The organism is Streptococcus sp. HMSC070B10, assembly GCF_001808665.1.
Classification (GTDB): Bacteria; Bacillota; Bacilli; order Lactobacillales; family Streptococcaceae; genus Streptococcus.
In genome coordinates this window covers 20,697-41,333 of sequence record NZ_KV794214.1, presented here as the reverse complement: position 1 = coordinate 41,333, position 20,637 = coordinate 20,697, and the positions used below count along the sequence as shown (strand labels likewise).

Genomic DNA, 20,637 nt, shown 5'->3' with positions numbered 1-20,637 from the left:
TCATGAATGTAACAGATGACTGTTACTAGAAAGAAAAAAGAGGACATTAACATGGTTGTTAAGACAGTTGTTGAAGCACAAGATATTTTTGACAAAGCTTGGGAAGGCTTCAAAGGCGTAGATTGGAAAGAAAAAGCAAGTGTATCACGCTTCGTACAAGCTAACTACACACCTTACGATGGAGACGAAAGCTTCCTTGCAGGACCAACAGAACGTTCACTTCACATCAAAAAGATTGTAGAAGAAACTAAGGCTCACTACGAAGAAACTCGTTTCCCAATGGACACTCGTCCAACATCTATTGCTGATATCCCTGCAGGATTTATCGACAAAGAAAATGAAGTTATCTTTGGTATCCAAAACGATGAACTCTTCAAATTGAACTTCATGCCAAAAGGTGGTATCCGTATGGCTGAAACTACTTTGAAAGAAAATGGATACGAACCAGACCCAGCTGTTCACGAAATCTTCACTAAATATGTAACAACAGTTAACGACGGTATCTTCCGTGCTTACACTTCAAACATTCGTCGCGCTCGTCACGCTCACACTGTAACTGGTCTTCCAGATGCATACTCACGCGGACGTATCATCGGTGTTTACGCACGTCTTGCTCTTTACGGTGCTGACTACTTGATGCAAGAAAAAGTAAACGACTGGAATGCAATCGAAGAAATCGATGAAGAAACAATTCGTCTTCGTGAAGAAATCAATCTTCAATACCAAGCATTGCAACAAGTTGTTCGCTTGGGTGATCTTTACGGAGTTGATGTTCGCAAACCAGCGATGAACGTTAAAGAAGCTATCCAATGGGTTAACATCGCCTTCATGTCTGTCTGCCGTGTTATCAACGGTGCTGCTACATCCCTAGGTCGTGTGCCAATCGTATTGGACATCTTTGCAGAACGTGACCTTGCTCGTGGTACATTTACTGAATCAGAAATCCAAGAATTTGTTGATGATTTCGTTATGAAACTTCGTACAGTTAAATTTGCTCGTACAAAAGCTTACGACCAATTGTACTCAGGTGACCCAACATTCATCACAACTTCTATGGCTGGTATGGGTAACGACGGTCGTCACCGTGTTACTAAGATGGACTACCGTTTCTTGAACACTCTTGACAACATCGGTAACTCTCCAGAACCAAACTTGACAGTTCTTTGGACTGACAAATTGCCATACAACTTCCGTCGCTACTGTATGCACATGAGCCACAAACACTCTTCTATCCAATACGAAGGTGTAACAACAATGGCCAAAGACGGATATGGTGAAATGAGCTGTATTTCATGCTGTGTCTCTCCACTTGACCCAGAAAATGAAGAACAACGCCACAACATCCAGTACTTCGGTGCTCGTGTAAACGTTTTGAAAGCGCTTCTTACTGGTTTGAACGGTGGTTACGACGATGTTCACAAAGACTACAAAGTATTTGACATCGAACCAATTCGTGACGAAGTTCTTGAATTCGAATCAGTTAAAGAAAACTTTGAAAAATCTCTTGACTGGTTGACTGACACTTACGTAGATGCTTTGAACATCATCCACTACATGACTGATAAGTACAACTACGAAGCTGTTCAAATGGCCTTCTTGCCAACTAAACAACGTGCAAACATGGGATTCGGTATCTGTGGATTTGCTAACACTGTTGATACATTGTCAGCTATCAAATACGCTACAGTTAAACCAATCCGTGACGAAAACGGCTATATCTACGATTACGAAACAATCGGTGAATACCCACGTTGGGGTGAAGATGATCCTCGTTCAAACGAATTGGCAGAATGGTTGATTGAAGCTTACACAACTCGTCTACGTAGCCACAAACTTTACAAAGATGCAGAAGCTACAGTTTCACTTTTGACTATCACATCTAACGTTGCTTACTCTAAACAAACTGGTAACTCACCAGTCCACAAAGGTGTATACCTCAACGAAGATGGTTCTGTGAACTTGTCTAAACTTGAATTCTTCTCACCAGGTGCTAACCCATCTAACAAAGCTAAAGGTGGATGGTTGCAAAACTTGAACTCACTTTCTAGCCTTGACTTTAGTTATGCAGCTGATGGTATCTCATTGACAACTCAAGTTTCACCTCGCGCTCTTGGTAAGACTCGTGACGAACAAGTTGATAACTTGGTAACAATCCTTGATGGTTACTTCGAAAACGGTGGACAACACGTTAACTTGAACGTTATGGACTTGAACGATGTTTACGAAAAAATCATGTCAGGTGAAGATGTTATCGTACGTATCTCTGGATATTGTGTAAACACTAAATACCTCACTCCAGAACAAAAAACTGAATTGACACAACGTGTCTTCCACGAAGTTCTTTCAATGGATGATGCCTTGGATGCGTTGAGTTAAGATTATATAAAATAATACAAAGAAGGACTAGTTAAAAGCTAGTTCTTCTTTTTGTAAAATTTATTGGTCAATTAAAGTCAAATTACTTGACCTTTTTTGACTAATGTAGTATATTATGAACGTAAGGTAAATGAAAGCCTTACTAGAACACTTATTTAAAGTAAAATAGAAAGAGGTGGGGTCTATGTTTAATCTAGAAATCTTTAGAAGTAAAGATAGTCTACTCCTGCTTGAAAAAGAAAAACCAGAAATAGTACGTAGAGTAGCGATTTAGCTAGTCTAAATTTTTTAAAATAAAAGTCAAAGATAGTCAATGTCAGTAATCATAACTAAGTAAATAAAAAGAGGTAAAGAATATGAACAACAACTTTAATAATTTTAACAACATGGATGATTTGTTTAACCAATTGATGGGTGGTATGCGAGGATACAGTTCTGAAAATCGCCGTTACTTGATTAATGGACGTGAAGTCACACCTGAGGAATTTGCTCACTATCGTGCAACTGGTCAATTGCCAGGAAATGCAGAAGCTGATGGACAAATGAAACAACAGGCTTCAGGTATGAAACAAGATGGTGTCCTTGCTAAACTGGGTCGAAACTTGACAGCAGAAGCGCGTGAGGGCAAGTTGGATCCTGTTATCGGACGAAACAAGGAAATTCAAGAAACATCTGAAATTCTTTCACGCCGTACCAAGAACAATCCTGTTCTGGTTGGAGATGCAGGTGTTGGTAAGACAGCAGTTGTCGAAGGTCTAGCACAAGCTATTGTGAATGGTGATGTTCCAGCTGCTATTAAGAATAAGGAAATTATTTCCATTGATATTTCTGGACTTGAAGCTGGTACTCAATACCGCGGTAGTTTTGAAGAAAACGTTCAAAACTTAGTCAATGAAGTGAAAGAAGCGGGAAATATCATTCTCTTCTTTGATGAAATTCACCAAATACTTGGTGCTGGATCTACTGGAGGTGACAGTGGTTCTAAGGGACTTGCGGATATTCTTAAGCCAGCCCTATCTCGTGGGGAATTGACCGTTATTGGGGCAACGACTCAAGACGAATACCGTAACACCATCTTGAAGAATGCGGCTCTTGCTCGTCGTTTCAATGAAGTCAAAGTCAATGCTCCTTCAGCAGAGGATACATATAAAATCCTTCAAGGAATTCGTGATCTCTATCAACAACATCACAATGTCATCTTGCCAGACGAAGTCTTGAAAGCAGCGGTAGATTATTCAGTCCAATACATTCCTCAACGTAGCTTGCCAGATAAGGCTATCGACCTTGTCGATGTTACGGCGGCTCACTTGGCAGCTCAGCATCCAGTAACAGATGTTCATGCTGTTGAACGTGAAATTGAGGCAGAAAAAGACAAGCAAGAAAAAGCAGTTGAGGCAGAAGATTTTGAAGCAGCTCTAAACTATAAAACACGCATTGCAGAATTGGAAAAGAAAATCGAAAACCATACAGAAGATATGAAAGTGACTGCAAGTGTCAACGATGTGGCTGAATCTGTAGAACGAATGACGGGTATCCCAGTATCACAAATGGGAGCGTCAGATATCGAACGTTTGAAAGATATGGCTCATCGCTTGCAAGATAAGGTAATCGGTCAAGATAAGGCGGTAGAAGCAGTAGCTCGTGCTATCCGTCGTAACCGTGCTGGTTTTGATGAAGGCAATCGCCCAATCGGAAGCTTCCTCTTTGTAGGACCAACTGGCGTTGGTAAGACAGAGCTTGCTAAGCAATTGGCGCTAGATATGTTTGGAACCAAGGATGCGATCATTCGTTTGGATATGTCTGAATACAGTGACCGCACAGCCGTATCTAAATTGATTGGTACAACTGCAGGTTATGTTGGTTACGATGACAACAACAATACCTTGACAGAACGCGTCCGTCGCAATCCATACTCAATCGTCCTTCTCGACGAAATTGAAAAGGCTGACCCTCAAGTCATCACCCTTCTCCTTCAAGTTTTGGACGATGGTCGTTTGACAGATGGTCAAGGTAACACTGTCAACTTCAAGAATACGGTGATTATCGCAACTTCAAACGCAGGCTTTGGTTACGAAGCTAACTTGACAGAAGATGCTGATAAACCAGAATTGATGGATCGTTTGAAACCTTACTTCCGTCCAGAATTCCTCAACCGTTTCAATGCTGTTATCGAATTCTCACATTTGAGCAAGGAAGATCTTTCTAAGATTGTTGATTTGATGTTGATTGATGTCAATAAGACTCTTTCTAAGAAAGACATTGACTTGGCAGTGAGCGAAGCTGCTAAAGAATACATGACTGAGGAAGGCTACGATGAAGTCATGGGTGTTCGTCCACTCCGTCGTGTGGTTGAACAACAAATCCGTGACAAAGTCACAGACTTCCACTTGGATAACCTTGATGCTAAACACCTTGAAGCTGACATGGAAGATGGTGTTTTGGTCATTCGTGAAAAAGCCTAAATCAAGATTTAGAAAATAAAAAAAGGAACCAGTTCAAAAGCTGGTTTCTTTTTTTATTATTAATTATTAGATGACATGACGTTCAAAGGCATCGTCTGAGATTCCTTGTTGGAGAATCAATTTTGCCCATTCCTTAGCAGAAAAGAGGCTGTGATCCTTGTAGTTTCCGCAAGATTCAATAGTTGTTCCTGGGACATCTTCCCAAGTTGTTGTTTCAGCGATTTCCTTGAGCGAATCCTTGATGACAGCTGCAATTTCAGCGCTAGAATGACGTCCCCACATAATCATATGGAACCCTGTACGACAACCAAATGGTGAACAATCGATCATACCGTCAATGCGAGTACGGATTAGCTTAGCCAAGAGGTGCTCAATAGTATGAAGTCCAGCAGTAGGAATAGAGTCCTCATTTGGTTGAACCAAGCGGATATCAAAGTTAGAAATGATATCTCCTTTTGGTCCAGTCTCTTCTCCAATCAAGCGAACATAGGGTGCCTTAACAATGGTGTGGTCAAGTTCAAAACTTTCAACAATAACTTCTTTTGACATGGTAAATCCTTTCAGTTTTCTCCTATCATTATAACATAAAGCTGGCTCCTGGGACAGAGAGAAAACCTCTCCGAGAGTGGAGAGGTTGAAATCTTTATTTACGATACAAGCGGTCGTATTGGTAGTAAGGGTCAAAGGTTACATTGATACCCAGTTTACGAAGGACATTCTTGTCTTCATCTGTCAAGATGATGGTTGAGTGGGCTTCGCTTCCTTTGAGGTTGCCAAGTTCTTCCATAGCACGAGCAGCATCAGGATTTTCCGTAGCTGTGATAGCAAGTGCAATCAGGATTTCATTTGAATGAAGGCGTGGATTGCGGCTACCCAGATGATCGATCTTAAGACCTTGGATTGGCTTAACAACTTCAGGTTCGATTAGTTTTACTTCTTTAACAATGTTAGCTGATTTCTTGATGGCGTTGATAAGAGCAGCGGCTGTAGGACCAAAGAGTTCTGAGTTCTTACCAGTGACAATTTCCCCGGTTGGCAATTCAAGGGCTAGGGCTGGTCCGCCAGTTTCTTCAGCTTTTTGGCGTGCAGCAACCGCAACCTTACGGTCTGCTGGTGTGATGCCGAGGTCATTCATAAGCAACTCGATTTTCTTGACAGCTGCTTCGCCAACTTTTTCGGCTTTAAAATCAAGAACAGTTTGATAGTAGCGGCGGATGATTTCTTGTTTAGAAGCTTCGACAGCAGCTTCATCATCTGTAATAGCGAAACCAACCATGTTGACACCCATATCTGTCGGAGAAGCGTATGGAGATTTACCAAGGATACGTTCTAACATGCGCTTGAGCACTGGGAAAATCTCGATATCACGGTTGTAGTTGACAGTGGTTTCTCCGTAGGTTTGGAGATGGAAGGGGTCAATCATGTTGACATCATCAAGGTCAGCTGTGGCAGCCTCGTAGGCCAAATTGACTGGGTGATGAAGGGGAAGATTCCAAACTGGAAAGGTTTCAAATTTAGCGTAACCAGACTTGATACCATTGATTTGGTCGTGGTACATATTTGACATACAAGTTGCCAATTTTCCAGAACCAGGTCCAGGAGCAGTTACGACGATCAAGTTGCGACTGGTTTTGATGTAGTCATTTTTTCCCATGCCTTCTGGAGAAATGATGTGATCCATATCCGTTGGATATCCTTTGATTGGATAATGAAGATAAGAGTCAATTCCGTTTTTCTCAAGTTGGTTGCGGAAGGAATCTGCAGCTGGTTGGCCAGCGTATTGTGTAATGACAACGGAGCCGACAAAAATCCCTAATTCATTGAATTTATCAATCAAACGAAGAACTTCTTGGTCATAAGAAATGCCCAAGTCGCCACGTGCTTTAGAATGCTCGATGTTGCTAGCGTTAATGGCAATGACAACCTCGACTTGCTCTTTCAATTCTTGCAAGAGCTTGATTTTGTTGTCAGGCTCATAACCAGGAAGCACGCGAGCAGCGTGGAAATCTTCTAACATTTTGCCACCAAACTCCAAGTAGAGCTTGCCGTCAAATTGGTTAATGCGCTCCAAAATGTGGTCGCGCTGTAGATTCAAATATTGTTCAGAACTAAAAGCTTGTTTTTTCATTTTTTTACCTCTGACCTCTATTATAATAAAAAATTGGAAGTTAGGAAACTATGGAGTTAAAAAAGGAATCAAAAAGATTAGGCAAACGCTTGCATAAAAATCTGAAAAGCGCTATCATAGACTATAGATTATTAAAATAATGAGGTAAGAAGATGCAAGAAAAGTGGTGGCACAATGCCGTAGTCTATCAAGTTTATCCTAAGAGCTTTATGGATAGCAACGGAGATGGAATTGGCGATTTGCCAGGAATTACCAGTAAGTTAGACTATCTAGCCAAGTTAGGAATTACAGCGATTTGGCTTTCTCCTGTTTATGACAGTCCTATGGATGATAATGGCTATGATATTGCTGATTATCAAGCGATTGCAGCTATTTTCGGAACTATGGAGGACATGGACCAACTGATCGCGGAAGCTAAGAAACGTGATATTCGTATCATCATGGACTTGGTGGTCAATCATACCTCAGATGAACATGCTTGGTTTGTCGAGGCCTGTGAAAATCCTGATAGCCCTGAGCGAGACTACTATATCTGGCGGGATGAGCCTAACGATTTAGATTCTATCTTTAGTGGGTCTGCTTGGAAATACGATGAAAAGTCGGGTCAATACTATCTCCATTTTTTCAGCAAGAAACAGCCTGACCTCAACTGGGAGAATGAAAAACTTCGCCAGAAAATTTACGAGATGATGAACTTCTGGATTGATAAAGGCATTGGCGGTTTCCGTATGGATGTCATTGATATGATTGGTAAAATTCCTGATGAGAAAGTAGTCAATAACGGCCCTATGCTCCATCCCTATCTCAAGGAAATGAATCAGGAGACCTTTGGCGACAAAGATCTCTTGACAGTAGGAGAGACCTGGGGAGCGACGCCAGAAATCGCTAAACTTTACTCTGATCCAAAGGGGAAAGAATTGTCCATGGTCTTCCAGTTTGAGCATATTTGTCTTCAGTATCAGGAAGGACAACCTAAGTGGCACTATCAAAAAGAGCTAAATATCGCTAAGTTAAAAGAGATTTTCAACAAATGGCAGACAGAGTTAGGAGTTGAGGACGGTTGGAATTCGCTCTTCTGGAACAATCATGACCTCCCTCGTATCGTCTCTATCTGGGGAAATGACCAAGAATATCGTGAAAAATCTGCCAAAGCCTTTGCAATTTTACTTCATTTGATGAGAGGGACACCTTATATATATCAAGGTGAGGAGATTGGGATGACCAACTATCCGTTTGAGACGCTGGACCAAGTAGAAGATATTGAATCTCTCAATTATGCGCGTGAAGCTCTTGAAAAAGGTGTTCCGATGGAAGAAATCATGGACAGTATCCGTGTAATCGGACGTGACAATGCCCGTACTCCGATGCAATGGGATGAAAGCAAAAACGCTGGTTTCTCAACAGGTCAACCGTGGTTAGCAGTCAATCCAAACTATCAAGCCATCAACGTTCAAGAAGCACTGGCAAATCCAGATTCAATTTTCTATACTTATCAAAAACTCGTCCAAATACGCAAGGAGAACAGCTGGCTGATACGAGCTGACTTTGAATTACTTAATACAGCTGACAAGGTCTTTGCCTATATCCGTAAGGACGGTGACCGTCGTTTCCTAGTTGTTACTAACTTGTCTAATGAAGAACAAGACTTGACAGTAGAAGGAAATGTTAAATCAGTCTTGATTGAAAACACCGTGGCTCAAGAAGTTTTTGAAAAACAAATCTTGGCTCCATGGGATGCTTTCTGTGTGGAATTACTATAAATATTTTTTAAAGAAAAATTTAAAAATGAAATCGTATAAAAATAAGGGAGGACTGTATGAAAGACAGAAATCCTTTGTTTTTTTATGACTAAAGTTTATAAACTTTCATTCTCAAAATTCAATTAACTTTACAAATTCCCACTATTTTGGTAAAATAAACTTATGTTATAAAAACTAACATAAAGGAGAAAGAAGATGAATACAAAAAAGCGTGTTCTTAGCGCAGGCCTGACCTTTGCGGCTGCTTTGCTTTTAGCTGCTTGCGGACAATCAGGTTCAGATACAAAAACTTACTCATCAACCTTTAGTGGAAATCCAACTACATTTAACTACCTATTAGACTACTACGCTGATAATACAGCCATCATTACCAACCTAGTTGATGGTTTGCTTGAAAATGACAATCACGGGAACCTAGTTCCATCTTTGGCGGAAGACTGGTCTGTTTCAAGCGACGGTTTGACTTATACCTATAAATTGAGAAAAGATGCCAAATGGTTCACGGCTGATGGTGAAGAGTACGCCCCAGTCAAGGCACAAGATTTTGTGACAGGGATTAAGTATGCAGTGGATAATAAATCACAGGCCATTGACTTGATTCAAAACTCGATCAAGGGCTTGAATGATTATATTACAGGAGCGGATTCTGACTTTTCTAAGGTTGGGGTGAAGGCCATTGACGACCAGACTGTTGAGTATACTTTGGCACGCCCAGAACCTTACTGGAATTCAAAAACAACCAACAGTATCCTTTTCCCAGTAAATGAAGAGTTTCTAAACTCGAAAGGGAAAGATTTTGGGACTTTATCTCCAGATAGTATTCTCTACAGCGGACCTTATTTGTTAAAAGATTTCACATCAAAATCATCAATCGAGTATGTGAAAAATCCGCATTACTACGATCATGACAAAGTATCAATTGAACACGTGAAATTGGCATATTTTGATGGTTCAGACCAAGAATTGACTATCCGTAACTTTGAAAGTGGAGCCTATTCAATCGCTGGGGTTTATCCAAATAGTTCTAACTTCGCCAAGACCAAAGAAAAATATAAGGATAATATCGTTTATAGCTTGCAGGACAAGACTTCTTGGTACTTCAATTTCAACGTCAACCGTAAGGCTTACAACCATACATCGAAAACGACAGATGAGCAGAAGAAATCAACTGAGACAGCTGTCTTGAACAAAAACTTCCGTCAAGCGGTGAACTTTGCCTTGGACCGCACAGCCTATTCTGCCCAGTCAAATGGGGAAGAAGCAGCTAGCAAGACCCTTCGTAACACTCTAGTGCCTCCAACATTTGTCCAAGTGGGAGACAAGACCTTTGGAGAAGTAGTCGCTTCTAAATTGGTCAACTATGGCACAGAATGGTCAGGTATTAACTTGGCAGATGCTCAGGATGCCTACTTTAACAAAGAAAAAGCCCAAGCAAAATTTGCGGAAGCTAAAAAAGAATTGGCAAGTCAAGGTGTGACTTTCCCTATTCACTTGGATGTTGCAGTTGATCAAACAAGTAAAAATGCCGTGACAGGTATGAACTCTGTTAAGCAGACCCTTGAGTCAGTTTTAGGCGCTGATAACATTGTCATTGATGTTCAGCAACTGTCAACAGATGATTTTAATAACGTAGCCTTCTTGGCACCAACGCCTGCTGATCGAGACTACGATTTGAACTTTGATGGTTGGGTAGGTGATTACCAAGATCCGTCAACTTATCTCAATCCTTTCAATGCAGAGGATGGATTCTACCTCAAGATTTTTGGTTTAGATGCTCAAGAGGATAAAGCTAAGATTGCTAGCTTGGGTCTTGATACTTACACCAAGATGCTCAAAGATGCAGATAGCGAAAATAAAGATGTAGCCAAACGCTATGAAAAATATGCTGAAGCACAGGCTTGGATGATTGATAATTCTCTGATTATGTCAGCTATGTCAAGCGGTGGAACAGCATCTGTAACCAAAGTAACGCCATTTACAAGAGGTTATTCACTAGTCGGCATCAAGGGTGACGGCAATAACTACAAGTACATGAAACTGCAAAAAGATACTGTGACAACCAAACAGTTTGAAGAAGCTAAGACTAAATGGGAGCAAGAAAGCAAAAAAGCAATCGAAAAAGCTCAAAAAGAAGCAGAAAATCATGTTAAATAAAGATGAGCGAGGTTCCGTAAGGGACCTTGTTTGTTATATTTTTGATTCGTATTCCTCTGTCTATGAAACGAGAATGTCAAAATAGGAAGCGATAGATACTATACAGGTTATAAAAAAACAATTATTCCTTCGGAGTGCATTTAGAAGATGTATTGAAAACGCTGATAAAAAAAGGAATAAATGGAAATTATTTCATGATTGTGATATAATAATTCTGATAATCAACATATAGGGGAAAACTATGAATAAACGTTCAAAAAGAGCCCGTTCGGGTAAAGTTAAGCGGAGCATTAATATAGCTTTATTAACCATTTATGTATTATTGGGTGGTTTTTTGCTGTTCTTGATTTTTAGACATAATATATTGGCGTTTAGATACCTGAATGTCATAACGGCAACTGTAGTGATTTTGGTCGCTTTAGCGAGTCTGCTTTTGATCATTTATAGAAAAGCAGAAAAGTTTACAATTTTCTTTTTAACACTAGCTATTTTAATGAGTTCAGTTTCTTTTTTTGCACTGCAACAATTTGTCGGCTTTACTAGTCATATCAATTCTACGTCAAATTACTCAGAATACTCAATGAGTGTTGTTGTTCTGAAAGATAGTGACGTTCATAATGTCACGCAATTAGATAGTGTTACAGGACCTACGGATACTGATAATGATAATATTCAAAAATTGATAGCTGATATCAAAACTAGTCAGAGCAAAGAATTGACGGTTGAACAAAGCACCTCATACCTTGCAGCTTATAAGAGTTTGGTATCAGGTGAAGCAAAAGCGATTGTCTTAAATAGCGTCTTTGAAAATATTATAGAATCTGAATACCCTGATTACGCATCAAAAATTAGGAAAATCTACACTAAAAATATCACCAAAGAAGTAGCTGCTCCTAAAGTTTCTAAGAACAAATCCTTCAATGTCTATGTGAGTGGTATTGACACTTACGGACCAATTAGTTCAGTTTCTCGTTCAGATGTCAACATTTTGATGACTGTTAATCAAGATTCAAAAAAAATTCTATTGACAACAACCCCTCGAGATTCCTATGTTCCGATTGCAGACGGAGGGAATAATCAAAAAGATAAATTGACTCATGCAGGTATTTATGGAGTAGACTCCTCTATTCATACTTTGGAAAATCTTTATGGAGTTGATATTAACTACTATGTTCGCTTGAACTTCACAACTTTCTTGAAATTGATTGACCTCCTTGGTGGAGTTGATGTCTATAATGATCAAGAGTTTACCGCTCATACAAATGGGAAGTTCTATCCTGTAGGGAACGTTCATCTTGACTCGGAGCAAGCTCTTGGTTTTGTGCGTGAGCGCTATTCTTTAGCTGATGGGGATCGTGACCGTGGTCGTAATCAACAAAAGGTGATCGTCGCAATCATACAGAAATTAACTTCTACCGAAGCATTGAAAAATTATAGTGATATTCTTCAAGGTTTGCAAGATTCCCTTCAAACAAATATGCCTATCGAAACGATGATGGATTTGGTTAATACTCAATTGGAGAGTGGTGGCAGTTATAAAGTCAACTCTCAAGACCTCAAAGGTACAGGCCGAATGGGACTTCCTTCTTATGCTATGCCAGATAGTAACCTCTATATGATGGAAATCGATGACAGTAGTTTAGCAGCTGCTAAAAGTGCGATACAAGATGTGATGGAGGGAAGATGATATGATTGATATCCATTCTCACATTGTCTTTGATGTAGATGACGGGCCAAAGTCTATAGAAGATAGCAAAGCCCTTTTAAGAGAAGCGTATAATCAAGGGGTTCGGATGATTGTTTCGACTTCCCATCGTCGAAAAGGGATGTTTGAGACTCCAGAAGAAAAAATAGCGACGAATTTTTTAAAGGTTCGTGAGATTGCTAAAGAAGTGGCAGATGATTTGGTCATTGCTTACGGAGCAGAGATATACTATACTCCAGATGTTCTAGAAAAATTAGAAAACAAGCGCATTCCTACTCTCAATAACAGTCGTTATGCTTTGATTGAATTTAGTATGAATACACCCTATCGCGATATTCATAAAGGATTAAGCAATATTTTGATGTTGGGGATTACCCCGGTGATTGCTCATATTGAACGTTATGATGCTCTGGAAAACAATGAAAAACGTGTTCAGGAACTGATTGATATGGGATGCTATACGCAAGTAAATAGTTCTCATGTTCTAAAACCTAAGCTCTTTGGTGAAACCTATAAATTCATGAAAAAGAGAGCCCAATATTTTTTGGAGAGAGACCTGGTTCATGTCATTGCAAGTGATATGCATAACCTAGATAGTAGACCTCCCTATATGGAGGATGCTTATCAGATTATTTCTAAAAAGTATGGTAGGGCCAAGGCGGAGGAGCTATTTGTAGAGAACCCTAGGAAAATTATAATGGATCAAATAATTTAGGAGAAAATATGAAAGAACAAAATACTATGGAAATCGATGTATTTCACCTGCTTAAAATTTTTTGGAAAAGAAAAATTCTAATTGCATTAGTAGCAATTGTAGCTGGAGCTTTAGCTTTTGCCTATAGTGCTTTTATCGTTAAACCGGAGTTCACTAGTACTACACGGATTTATGTAGTCAACCGTAATCAGGGGGATAAGCCTGGTTTGACAAACCAAGACTTGCAAGCTGGATCATACTTGGTTAAAGACTACCGTGAAATTATTTTGTCTCAAGATGTTTTGGAAAAGGTGACATCTAATTTGAAATTAGATCTATCACCAAAAGCTTTGGCTAGTAAAGTCAAGGTAACTGTACCAGTCGATACCCGTATCGTTTCTATTTCAGTTAATGATAGAGTTCCTGAGGAAGCTAGTCGTATTGCTAACTCCTTGAGAGAAGTAGCTGCTGAAAAGATTATCAGTATCACACGCGTTTCTGATGTCACAACACTTGAAGAAGCTCGTCCCGCTACAGCACCATCTTCTCCAAATATTCGTAAAAATACAATTATAGGTCTACTTGGAGGAACAGTCTTTACAGTTATCGCTGTTCTTATCGTTGAACTGGTTGATACACGAGTGAAACGTCCAGAGGATATTGAAGACGTTATGCAAATCGCATTGTTGGGAGTTGTTCCAAATTTGGATAAATTGAAATAGGAGAGAGATATGCCGACATTAGAAATAGCACAGAAAAAATTAGATCTGGCCAAAAAAGCGGAAGAATACTATAATGCCTTGCGTACGAATATACAATTGAGTGGAAATAATTTACAAGTGATTTCTATCACCTCTGTGAAACCGGGTGAAGGAAAGTCAACGACTTCTACAAATATTGCTTGGGCCTTCGCACGTGCAGGTTATAAGACCTTGTTAGTAGATGCTGATATTCGGAATTCTGTCATGTCAGGTGTCTTCAAATCACGTGAAAAAATAACTGGATTGACAGAGTTTTTATCTGGAACAACAGATCTATCTCATGGTCTATGTGATACCAATGTTGAAAATCTATTTGTAGTTCAAGCTGGGTCTATTTCACCCAACCCAACTGCTTTATTGCAAAGTGAAAACTTCAGTACTATGATTGATACACTTCGCAAATATTTTGATTATATTATTGTTGATACAGCGCCTATTGGCATCGTTATCGACGCAGCTATTATCACACAAAAATGTGATGCATCTGTTTTAGTTACTGCGGCAGGAGAGGCTAACAGAAAAGATGTTCTCAAGGCTAAAGATCAATTGGAACAAACGAATAAGCCATTTTTGGGAGTTGTATTAAATAAATTCAATACTTCAGCTGAGAAATATGGTTCTTACGGTGAGTATGGTTCTTACGGTAAAAAATAAGGGATAGACTAAGGAAGTAGTTATGGAAGAGAAAGGGATAAAAATATCTCATAGAATTTAAACTGTTTTAGTTTACTACATGAGAGGGGATTTTAAGTGAAACGGAATAACGTTATCTATATTAGTTTTAAAAGGATTATGGATTTTATTATTGGATTTCTTGGAACTATATTTATAGTACTGCCTTCTTATCTAATTATTTTAATTATTTACAAAATAAAAGGATATAAGGGAAGTATCTTTTTTACACAATATAGAGCAGGTCTTGGAGGGAAAAAATTTAAAATTATTAAATTTAGATCAATGGTTGAAAATGCAGAGGAAATCTTGGAACTTAATGAAGAACTGTATGAAAAATATAAAAAAAATAGCTATAAATTACCTCCAGATGAGGATCCAAGGCTTACAAATATTGGTGATTTCATAAGAAAAACTAGTATTGATGAACTTCCTCAATTTATAAATTTATTGCTAGGTGATATGAGTCTTATTGGACCGAGGCCGATTCTTGATAATGAGTTAGACGAGTATACTGAGGAAGAACGTAGAATTTTATTATCTGTTCGTCCTGGTATCACTGGTATATGGCAAGTTTCAGGTAGAAGTGATGTGTTCTACCCTGAACGCTGTGAAATGGAATTGTATTATCCTAAAAATCAGTCATTTTGGTTGGATATTAAAATTATCTTTTTAACCATAAAACAAGTTTTAACTAGAGAAGGGGCACATTAAGTATAGGGTTTTTGCTATTATGGAATGTGATATTTAGAAAGTGAAATTGAGTACGAATAATATGACTTTGGTATTCGATTTCATTTTTAAAATTAGGAACAGTATTTATTAATTGTTAGTTTGATAATCTTTTTAATTGAAATATTAAATAGAATGTCAATATATGCAAATTACCTTCAATAAATGTAGGAAGTTTAACTGGATTTTAAAATGACAAAAAATTATAAAATTATCGTTGCAACACACAAGAAATTTACAATGCCAGATGATACTGAACTTTATTTACCTATTCATGTTGGTAGTGAAGGAAAAGAGAAATTAGGATACCAATGTGACAATGAAGGGGACAACATTTCGTGTTTGAATCCCTATTATTGTGAATTAACTGGACTTTATTGGGCATGGAAAAACTTAGAATGTGACTATCTTGGATTGGTACATTACCGTCGTTATTTCACATCTAAGAGTCAAGCTTATCGTGAAGAAATCAATATGGATAGCATTATTTTATCTAAATCAGAGGTCGAAAAAATGATGCTGGACTATGATGTTGTTGTTCCCTGTAAAAGAAAATACTATATTGAGACTCTCTATTCTCACTATGCACATACTCATGATGGAGGTCATTTAGATGTCACTCGCCAAATCATTAGTGAATTAAATCCTGATTATATTGATACATTTGATAAAGTGATGAAACAACGTAGTGGCTATATGTTTAACATGTTTATTATGTCAAAAGATAATGTAGCTGCATATTGTGAGTGGTTATTTCCAATTATTAATGAGTTATATAAACGGTTGGATATTACAGGTTATTCGGCTTTTGATGCGAGATTGTTTGGACGTGTAAGCGAACGCTTGTTTAATGTTTGGATTGCGAAACAAGATTTGCGAGTAAAAGAGATACCGTTTATCTATATGGAGAAAATTGACTTGATTCAAAAAGGAAAATCCTTCTTACAAGCAAAATTTTTCGGGAAAAAATATGGACAGAGTTTTTAGATCATGATTTTATTATTACTTACTTTTTTAATTTTTTTAGTCTTCCCAGTTTTATCTTTGTTTTTAAGCATGGTAGGAATAGTAAACGACAGAAGGTTTTCGGTAACTTATTTAGTACTTGCGTGTTTATCGATTTCTATAATAGCTTTGCGTTATATCCCTCATCCATTAGATGATGGAGCGTTTCATTTTAGAGCAACACAAGTACTAACTAATTTTGATAACATTATTTCAATGTTTCAAGCTTTTGCATCAGGATTTAGAGTTGGTAGATATGATTATGGTTCTGTTCCGGTATTTACTTCATTGATGTATTTTGTCAGAAATACTCATCATTATAGTTTGCTTAGTTTTATTTCAGCGTTTGTGACATATTTTAGCTTTGGTTATGTTGTTGTTGATTTGTTTAAGTCCTATAAAAACTACTCTAAGTTAACCTATATTCTGATTCTAATTACAGTTTGTTTGTTAAATAACTATAGATATACCACTAGTGGCATGAGATTTTGTATGGCAATTTCTCTGATAATGTTAATTATGTATTTGGAATCGAAATATAATTATACAAAGAATTGGATGATGCTATGGTACATAGTTCCAATAAGCATTCATTCGGCTGTTGTTTATTTTGTTGCTCTGAGATTCATTTTTTTCTACCTGAAAAAGATTACGCTAGGAAAGAGTTTACTTGTTTTATTGGGTTTTCCAATCATAATAAAATTAACACCAATATTTGCAGAATGGACGGGTATTAGTTTCTTTCAATCTTTTATTAGAAAAATTGATATTTACTCTGATAACGCATCGTATGCAGAGCTCTTTAATACTACTCTAACAGTGAGGTTATATATTGGTGTGGTTCTAATGATTTTATTTTTAATTCAATATTTTGTTTTGAGTAGAACTATTAAAGAGATTGATGATTGGAAAATATCTTTTGTCAAGATGACTTATTATTTAACATTATTATCAATGGGGTCTGTGCCGTTTCGAAATATATATGATAGGAATCTTTTTTTACTCTTGCCAATGATTGTAATTTCTTCATTCATATTGTTTACATATCGAGCGCAGTTGAAAATCTTATCGAATCGTAGCCTAGTTTATGGCCTAGAGCTTAGCTTGCTTAGTATATCGTTTATCACAGGTTTTTTCTATAATAAGAATTTCCCTTTTGATTTTATCGATTATAGTAAAACGGATCTTCTTTTAAAGAACATTTATCAGTTCTTTTCAGACTTGCCTTTTACTTAGGAGGAAAGTATGTCGGATATCAAAATCATTCAAGATAAGATTTTATCTATTTTGAAAGAGTTTATTAATATTTGCGAAGAAAATAACCTAACCTACTATGCTCTAGGGGGAACCTTGCTAGGAGCGGTACGTCATAAAGGTTTCATACCTTGGGATGATGACATCGATATTGGCATGCCAAGAGAAGATTATGAAAAATTTAAAAAAATAGCTTCAAATGTTTTGCCAGAAAACTACAAGTTTTTAAGCGAAGATACATTAAACTACAAAAAAGCTTTCTCTGTGATCCGAGATGATTCTACAAAAATTATCATGAATTATAGTAAAGAAGAATTGGTAGAAAGTTTGTGGATAGACATTTTTCCGTTGGATGGTATGCCATCTAATGTTTTAAAGAAAAAAATTCATTCTTTTAGGTACTTGTACGCTAGGATGATGGTTCAACTCTCGCAATTCAATAGTTTGGTGAATCAGAAAAAAGAAAATCGACCATTAATTGAGAAGATAATTATTGCTTTTGCGAACGTTGTTAATATTGAAAAGATTATTTCTTTTAACTGGGCACAGAAAAAATATTTACAAACGTTAAAAAAATATTCGTTTAAGGAAGCTTTTGCAGGAAATTATACAGGAGCATATAAACTTAGAGAAATCGTACCTTCAGATTATTTTGGAGATCCAGTATCATTAAAGTTTGAAGAGATTGATCTGAGTTGTCCTCGTAAGTATAAAGAATATTTAGTAGCAATTTATGGAGAGAATTATATGCAGTTACCTCCAGAAGATAAGCGAAACCAACATCACTATAAGATAATATCTCTTGGTGATAATGAAGAATGGGAGTAGTTGAAACATGAAAAAAATCGCTTTAGTGAAATGGATTTTGGATGACTCTGGTGGCGGTGAGCGAGTTGCTATATCGTTAGCAAACGAACTTACAAAAAAGTATGAAGTTCATTTGATTGGGATTACAACAAAGCAATCGGACTTATTCTTTAAAATCAATTCTCAGGTAAAATACTCCAACTTTTTTGACCATAGAGTACGCTTGTCTAAGAATATTTTAAAAATCTCAAAAATGTTAAAAAAATATTTTAGAGATAATGAGATAGAGGTAGCCTTTGGGATAGGGATATCCGCTAATGTATTTTTATCTTTTGCAGGAATAGGGACTCAAACTAAAGTAGTTTTGTGTGATCATACTAATTCAATTACGGATAATAGAGAATTTTCTCAAAAAGTCCAGAGATATGTTGGTGCTAAATTTGCAGACAAGATTATTACTCTCACACAAGAAGATTGTAGAAATTACATAAAAAAATATGGTATTTCTGAGGAAAAAATTGATTACATCTATAATTGGAAAGATGATGGTATTTCCAATGTAGCTTATAACGATGAGTCAGCGAAAATTGTAACAGTAGGTCGCTTCGATTATCAAAAAGGATATGATTATCTTGTTCAAGTCGCGAAAAAAGTGTTAGCTAAAAGGTCTGACTGGATTTGGGAAATCTACGGTTCCGGCGATCAAGATGAAGTAGACAAAATCAGAGATTTAATCAACGAAAATGGTTTACAGGAAAAGTTAGTCATAAAAGGACTTGAAAAAAATCAGGATTTGATTTATGGAGATAAAGGGATTTATGTCATGACTTCTCGTTACGAAGGTTTACCCTTGGTATTGTTAGAAGCTCAACAATACAATCTTCCTATAGTTAGCTTCAGTTGTCCGACAGGACCTAATGAAATTATCGAAGATGGAGTTAATGGATATCTGGTTGAGTGTTATAATACGGACAAGTTGAGCGAAAAATTGCTTGAACTGATGGAAGATGAAGTTTTGAGACAGTCTTTCTCAGAACATGCAAAAGACAATTTGGATAAATTTAATAAAGATAAAATTCTCAAGCAGTGGCTTGAACTAATTGAGACGATTTAGGAGATAGGATGAAGGATTGTTTGTTAACAATTGTAATGCCCAGTTATAATATTCAGGACTACATTTCAAAAGGGCTGGAGTCTTTTCAACAAGTACACCCGGATTATAAAAATAAATTTGAAGTACTGGTTGTCAATGATGGAAGTACAGACGATACGGCTTTAGTAGCAGAAAAGATACTAGCCAAAGATTCGTTGCTAGATGGCCGTGTCATTACAAAAGAAAACGGCGGTCATGGTTCGACAATCAATCGCGGTATTCAAGAAGCAAAGGGGAAATTTTTTAAAGTGATTGATGGGGATGACTGGGTTATTCCATCAGAATTTGAAAAGTTTTTAGATACTCTTGAAACTGTTGATGTAGATATGGTGATTACAGATTTTACAGAGCAGCATGTCTATAACAATACTACGGTACGAAATGACTTCGTAGATAAGTATGAAATTGGCAAAAAACACAAGGGAATTCCGGACGTTCGCATCCCGATGCACTCGGTTACTTATAAGACATCAATCTTGTCGGAAAACAAGATTCGTTTAAGTGAAAAAACATTTTATGTTGATATTCAATACACACTCTTTCCTTTGGAGTATGTTCATAGTTTCAGTTATTGGAATTATGATATTTATCAATACTACATAGGTAGACCAGAGCAAAGTATGAATATCGAGAGTATGAAGCGGAATGTCGGTTATCATTTGACTGTTACAAATTCAGTTCTAGATTATTTTACAAAAATTGAAAGTGAACCCGTTTTAAACCGAGTAGTTTCTGAAACCTTAGTTTATCTCATCAGTTTGCAGGTTGACTTGTCTTGGATGGTTAACGATTCCGAAACACTCTTGAAGGAACTATATAGCAAAATTGAGAAAAGTTCATATGACTATATTCCTACGAAAAAATTTGACAGATTGTCTTACTTAAATTATAGGACTAACTTTGCTTTGGGGATAATTTTTAATCCGATTTTGAAGAAATACTCTGAAAAGAAAGAAAAAGAGAGAGGCATTTAG

At 37.3% G+C, this 20,637-nt stretch carries 16 protein-coding genes; 14 read left to right on the top strand and 2 right to left on the bottom strand.

What is annotated here, in order from left to right; genetic code table 11:
* Positions 1-51 precede the first annotated feature (51 nt).
* Both pflB and HMPREF2613_RS07650 read left to right on the top strand, forming a co-directional pair.
* Positions 52-2,376: a formate C-acetyltransferase gene (gene pflB / locus HMPREF2613_RS07655; protein ID WP_020901544.1), complete on the top strand. Its 2,325-nt coding sequence runs from the start codon at positions 52-54 to the stop codon at positions 2,374-2,376.
* Positions 2,377-2,732: 356 nt separating this feature from the next.
* On the top strand, positions 2,733-4,838 hold the full coding sequence (locus tag HMPREF2613_RS07650; RefSeq protein ID WP_064276712.1) for an ATP-dependent Clp protease ATP-binding subunit: 2,106 nt from the start codon (positions 2,733-2,735) through the stop codon (positions 4,836-4,838).
* Positions 4,839-4,904: 66 nt separating this feature from the next.
* Here the strand turns inward: HMPREF2613_RS07650 and HMPREF2613_RS07645 are convergent, their stop codons facing one another.
* Together HMPREF2613_RS07645 and HMPREF2613_RS07640 are read right to left on the bottom strand one after the other, a co-directional pair.
* Positions 4,905-5,387 carry an S-ribosylhomocysteine lyase gene (locus HMPREF2613_RS07645; protein ID WP_004251981.1) on the bottom strand — a complete coding sequence of 161 codons (483 nt, stop codon included), beginning with the start codon at positions 5,385-5,387 and terminating at the stop codon, positions 4,905-4,907.
* Between the two features lie 94 nt (positions 5,388-5,481).
* On the bottom strand, positions 5,482-6,966 hold the full coding sequence (locus HMPREF2613_RS07640; protein WP_064276711.1) for a DUF1846 domain-containing protein: 1,485 nt from the start codon (positions 6,964-6,966) through the stop codon (positions 5,482-5,484).
* Between the two features lie 152 nt (positions 6,967-7,118).
* Here HMPREF2613_RS07640 and HMPREF2613_RS07635 point away from each other — a divergent pair, with 152 nt between their 5' ends.
* The 12 genes from HMPREF2613_RS07635 (at position 7,119) to HMPREF2613_RS07580 (ending at position 20,637) form a co-directional block, all read left to right on the top strand.
* Positions 7,119-8,726: a glycoside hydrolase family 13 protein gene (locus HMPREF2613_RS07635; protein ID WP_070479917.1), complete on the top strand. Its 1,608-nt coding sequence runs from the start codon at positions 7,119-7,121 to the stop codon at positions 8,724-8,726.
* 195 nt (positions 8,727-8,921) lie between these two features.
* Entirely contained in the window at positions 8,922-10,880 is a 1,959-nt protein-coding gene (locus HMPREF2613_RS07630) for a peptide ABC transporter substrate-binding protein (protein WP_070479915.1), read from the top strand.
* 241 nt (positions 10,881-11,121) lie between these two features.
* The gene (locus HMPREF2613_RS07625) at positions 11,122-12,567 is read left to right on the top strand and encodes an LCP family glycopolymer transferase CpsA (protein ID WP_064276708.1); all 1,446 of its coding nucleotides are present in this window, start codon (positions 11,122-11,124) and stop codon (positions 12,565-12,567) included.
* 1 nt (position 12,568) lies between these two features.
* A complete protein-coding gene (gene cps4B / locus HMPREF2613_RS07620) occupies positions 12,569-13,300 on the top strand; it encodes a capsular polysaccharide biosynthesis protein Cps4B (protein WP_070479913.1) in 732 nt (243 codons plus the stop codon).
* 8 nt (positions 13,301-13,308) lie between these two features.
* A complete protein-coding gene (gene cpsC / locus HMPREF2613_RS07615; protein ID WP_070479912.1) occupies positions 13,309-14,001 on the top strand; it encodes a capsular polysaccharide biosynthesis protein CpsC in 693 nt (230 codons plus the stop codon).
* 9 nt (positions 14,002-14,010) lie between these two features.
* Entirely contained in the window at positions 14,011-14,694 is a 684-nt protein-coding gene (locus HMPREF2613_RS07610; RefSeq protein ID WP_070479910.1) for a tyrosine-protein kinase, read from the top strand.
* Positions 14,695-14,832: 138 nt separating this feature from the next.
* Positions 14,833-15,426 (top strand): sugar transferase, encoded by a 594-nt coding sequence (locus HMPREF2613_RS07605; RefSeq protein ID WP_082888152.1) that lies wholly within the window; start codon positions 14,833-14,835, stop codon positions 15,424-15,426.
* Positions 15,427-15,636: 210 nt separating this feature from the next.
* Positions 15,637-16,431: a DUF4422 domain-containing protein gene (locus tag HMPREF2613_RS07600; protein ID WP_064276701.1), complete on the top strand. Its 795-nt coding sequence runs from the start codon at positions 15,637-15,639 to the stop codon at positions 16,429-16,431.
* 3 nt (positions 16,432-16,434) lie between these two features.
* Entirely contained in the window at positions 16,435-17,685 is a 1,251-nt protein-coding gene (locus HMPREF2613_RS07595) for an EpsG family protein (protein WP_064276699.1), read from the top strand.
* 9 nt (positions 17,686-17,694) lie between these two features.
* Positions 17,695-18,531, top strand: coding sequence for a LicD family protein (locus HMPREF2613_RS07590; RefSeq protein WP_064276697.1), 837 nt, complete (start codon positions 17,695-17,697; stop codon positions 18,529-18,531).
* A 7-nt stretch (positions 18,532-18,538) separates the two neighbouring features.
* The gene (locus HMPREF2613_RS07585) at positions 18,539-19,624 is read left to right on the top strand and encodes a glycosyltransferase family 4 protein (RefSeq protein ID WP_064276695.1); all 1,086 of its coding nucleotides are present in this window, start codon (positions 18,539-18,541) and stop codon (positions 19,622-19,624) included.
* A gap of 8 nt (positions 19,625-19,632) precedes the next feature.
* On the top strand, positions 19,633-20,637 hold the full coding sequence (locus HMPREF2613_RS07580; RefSeq protein WP_064276693.1) for a glycosyltransferase family 2 protein: 1,005 nt from the start codon (positions 19,633-19,635) through the stop codon (positions 20,635-20,637).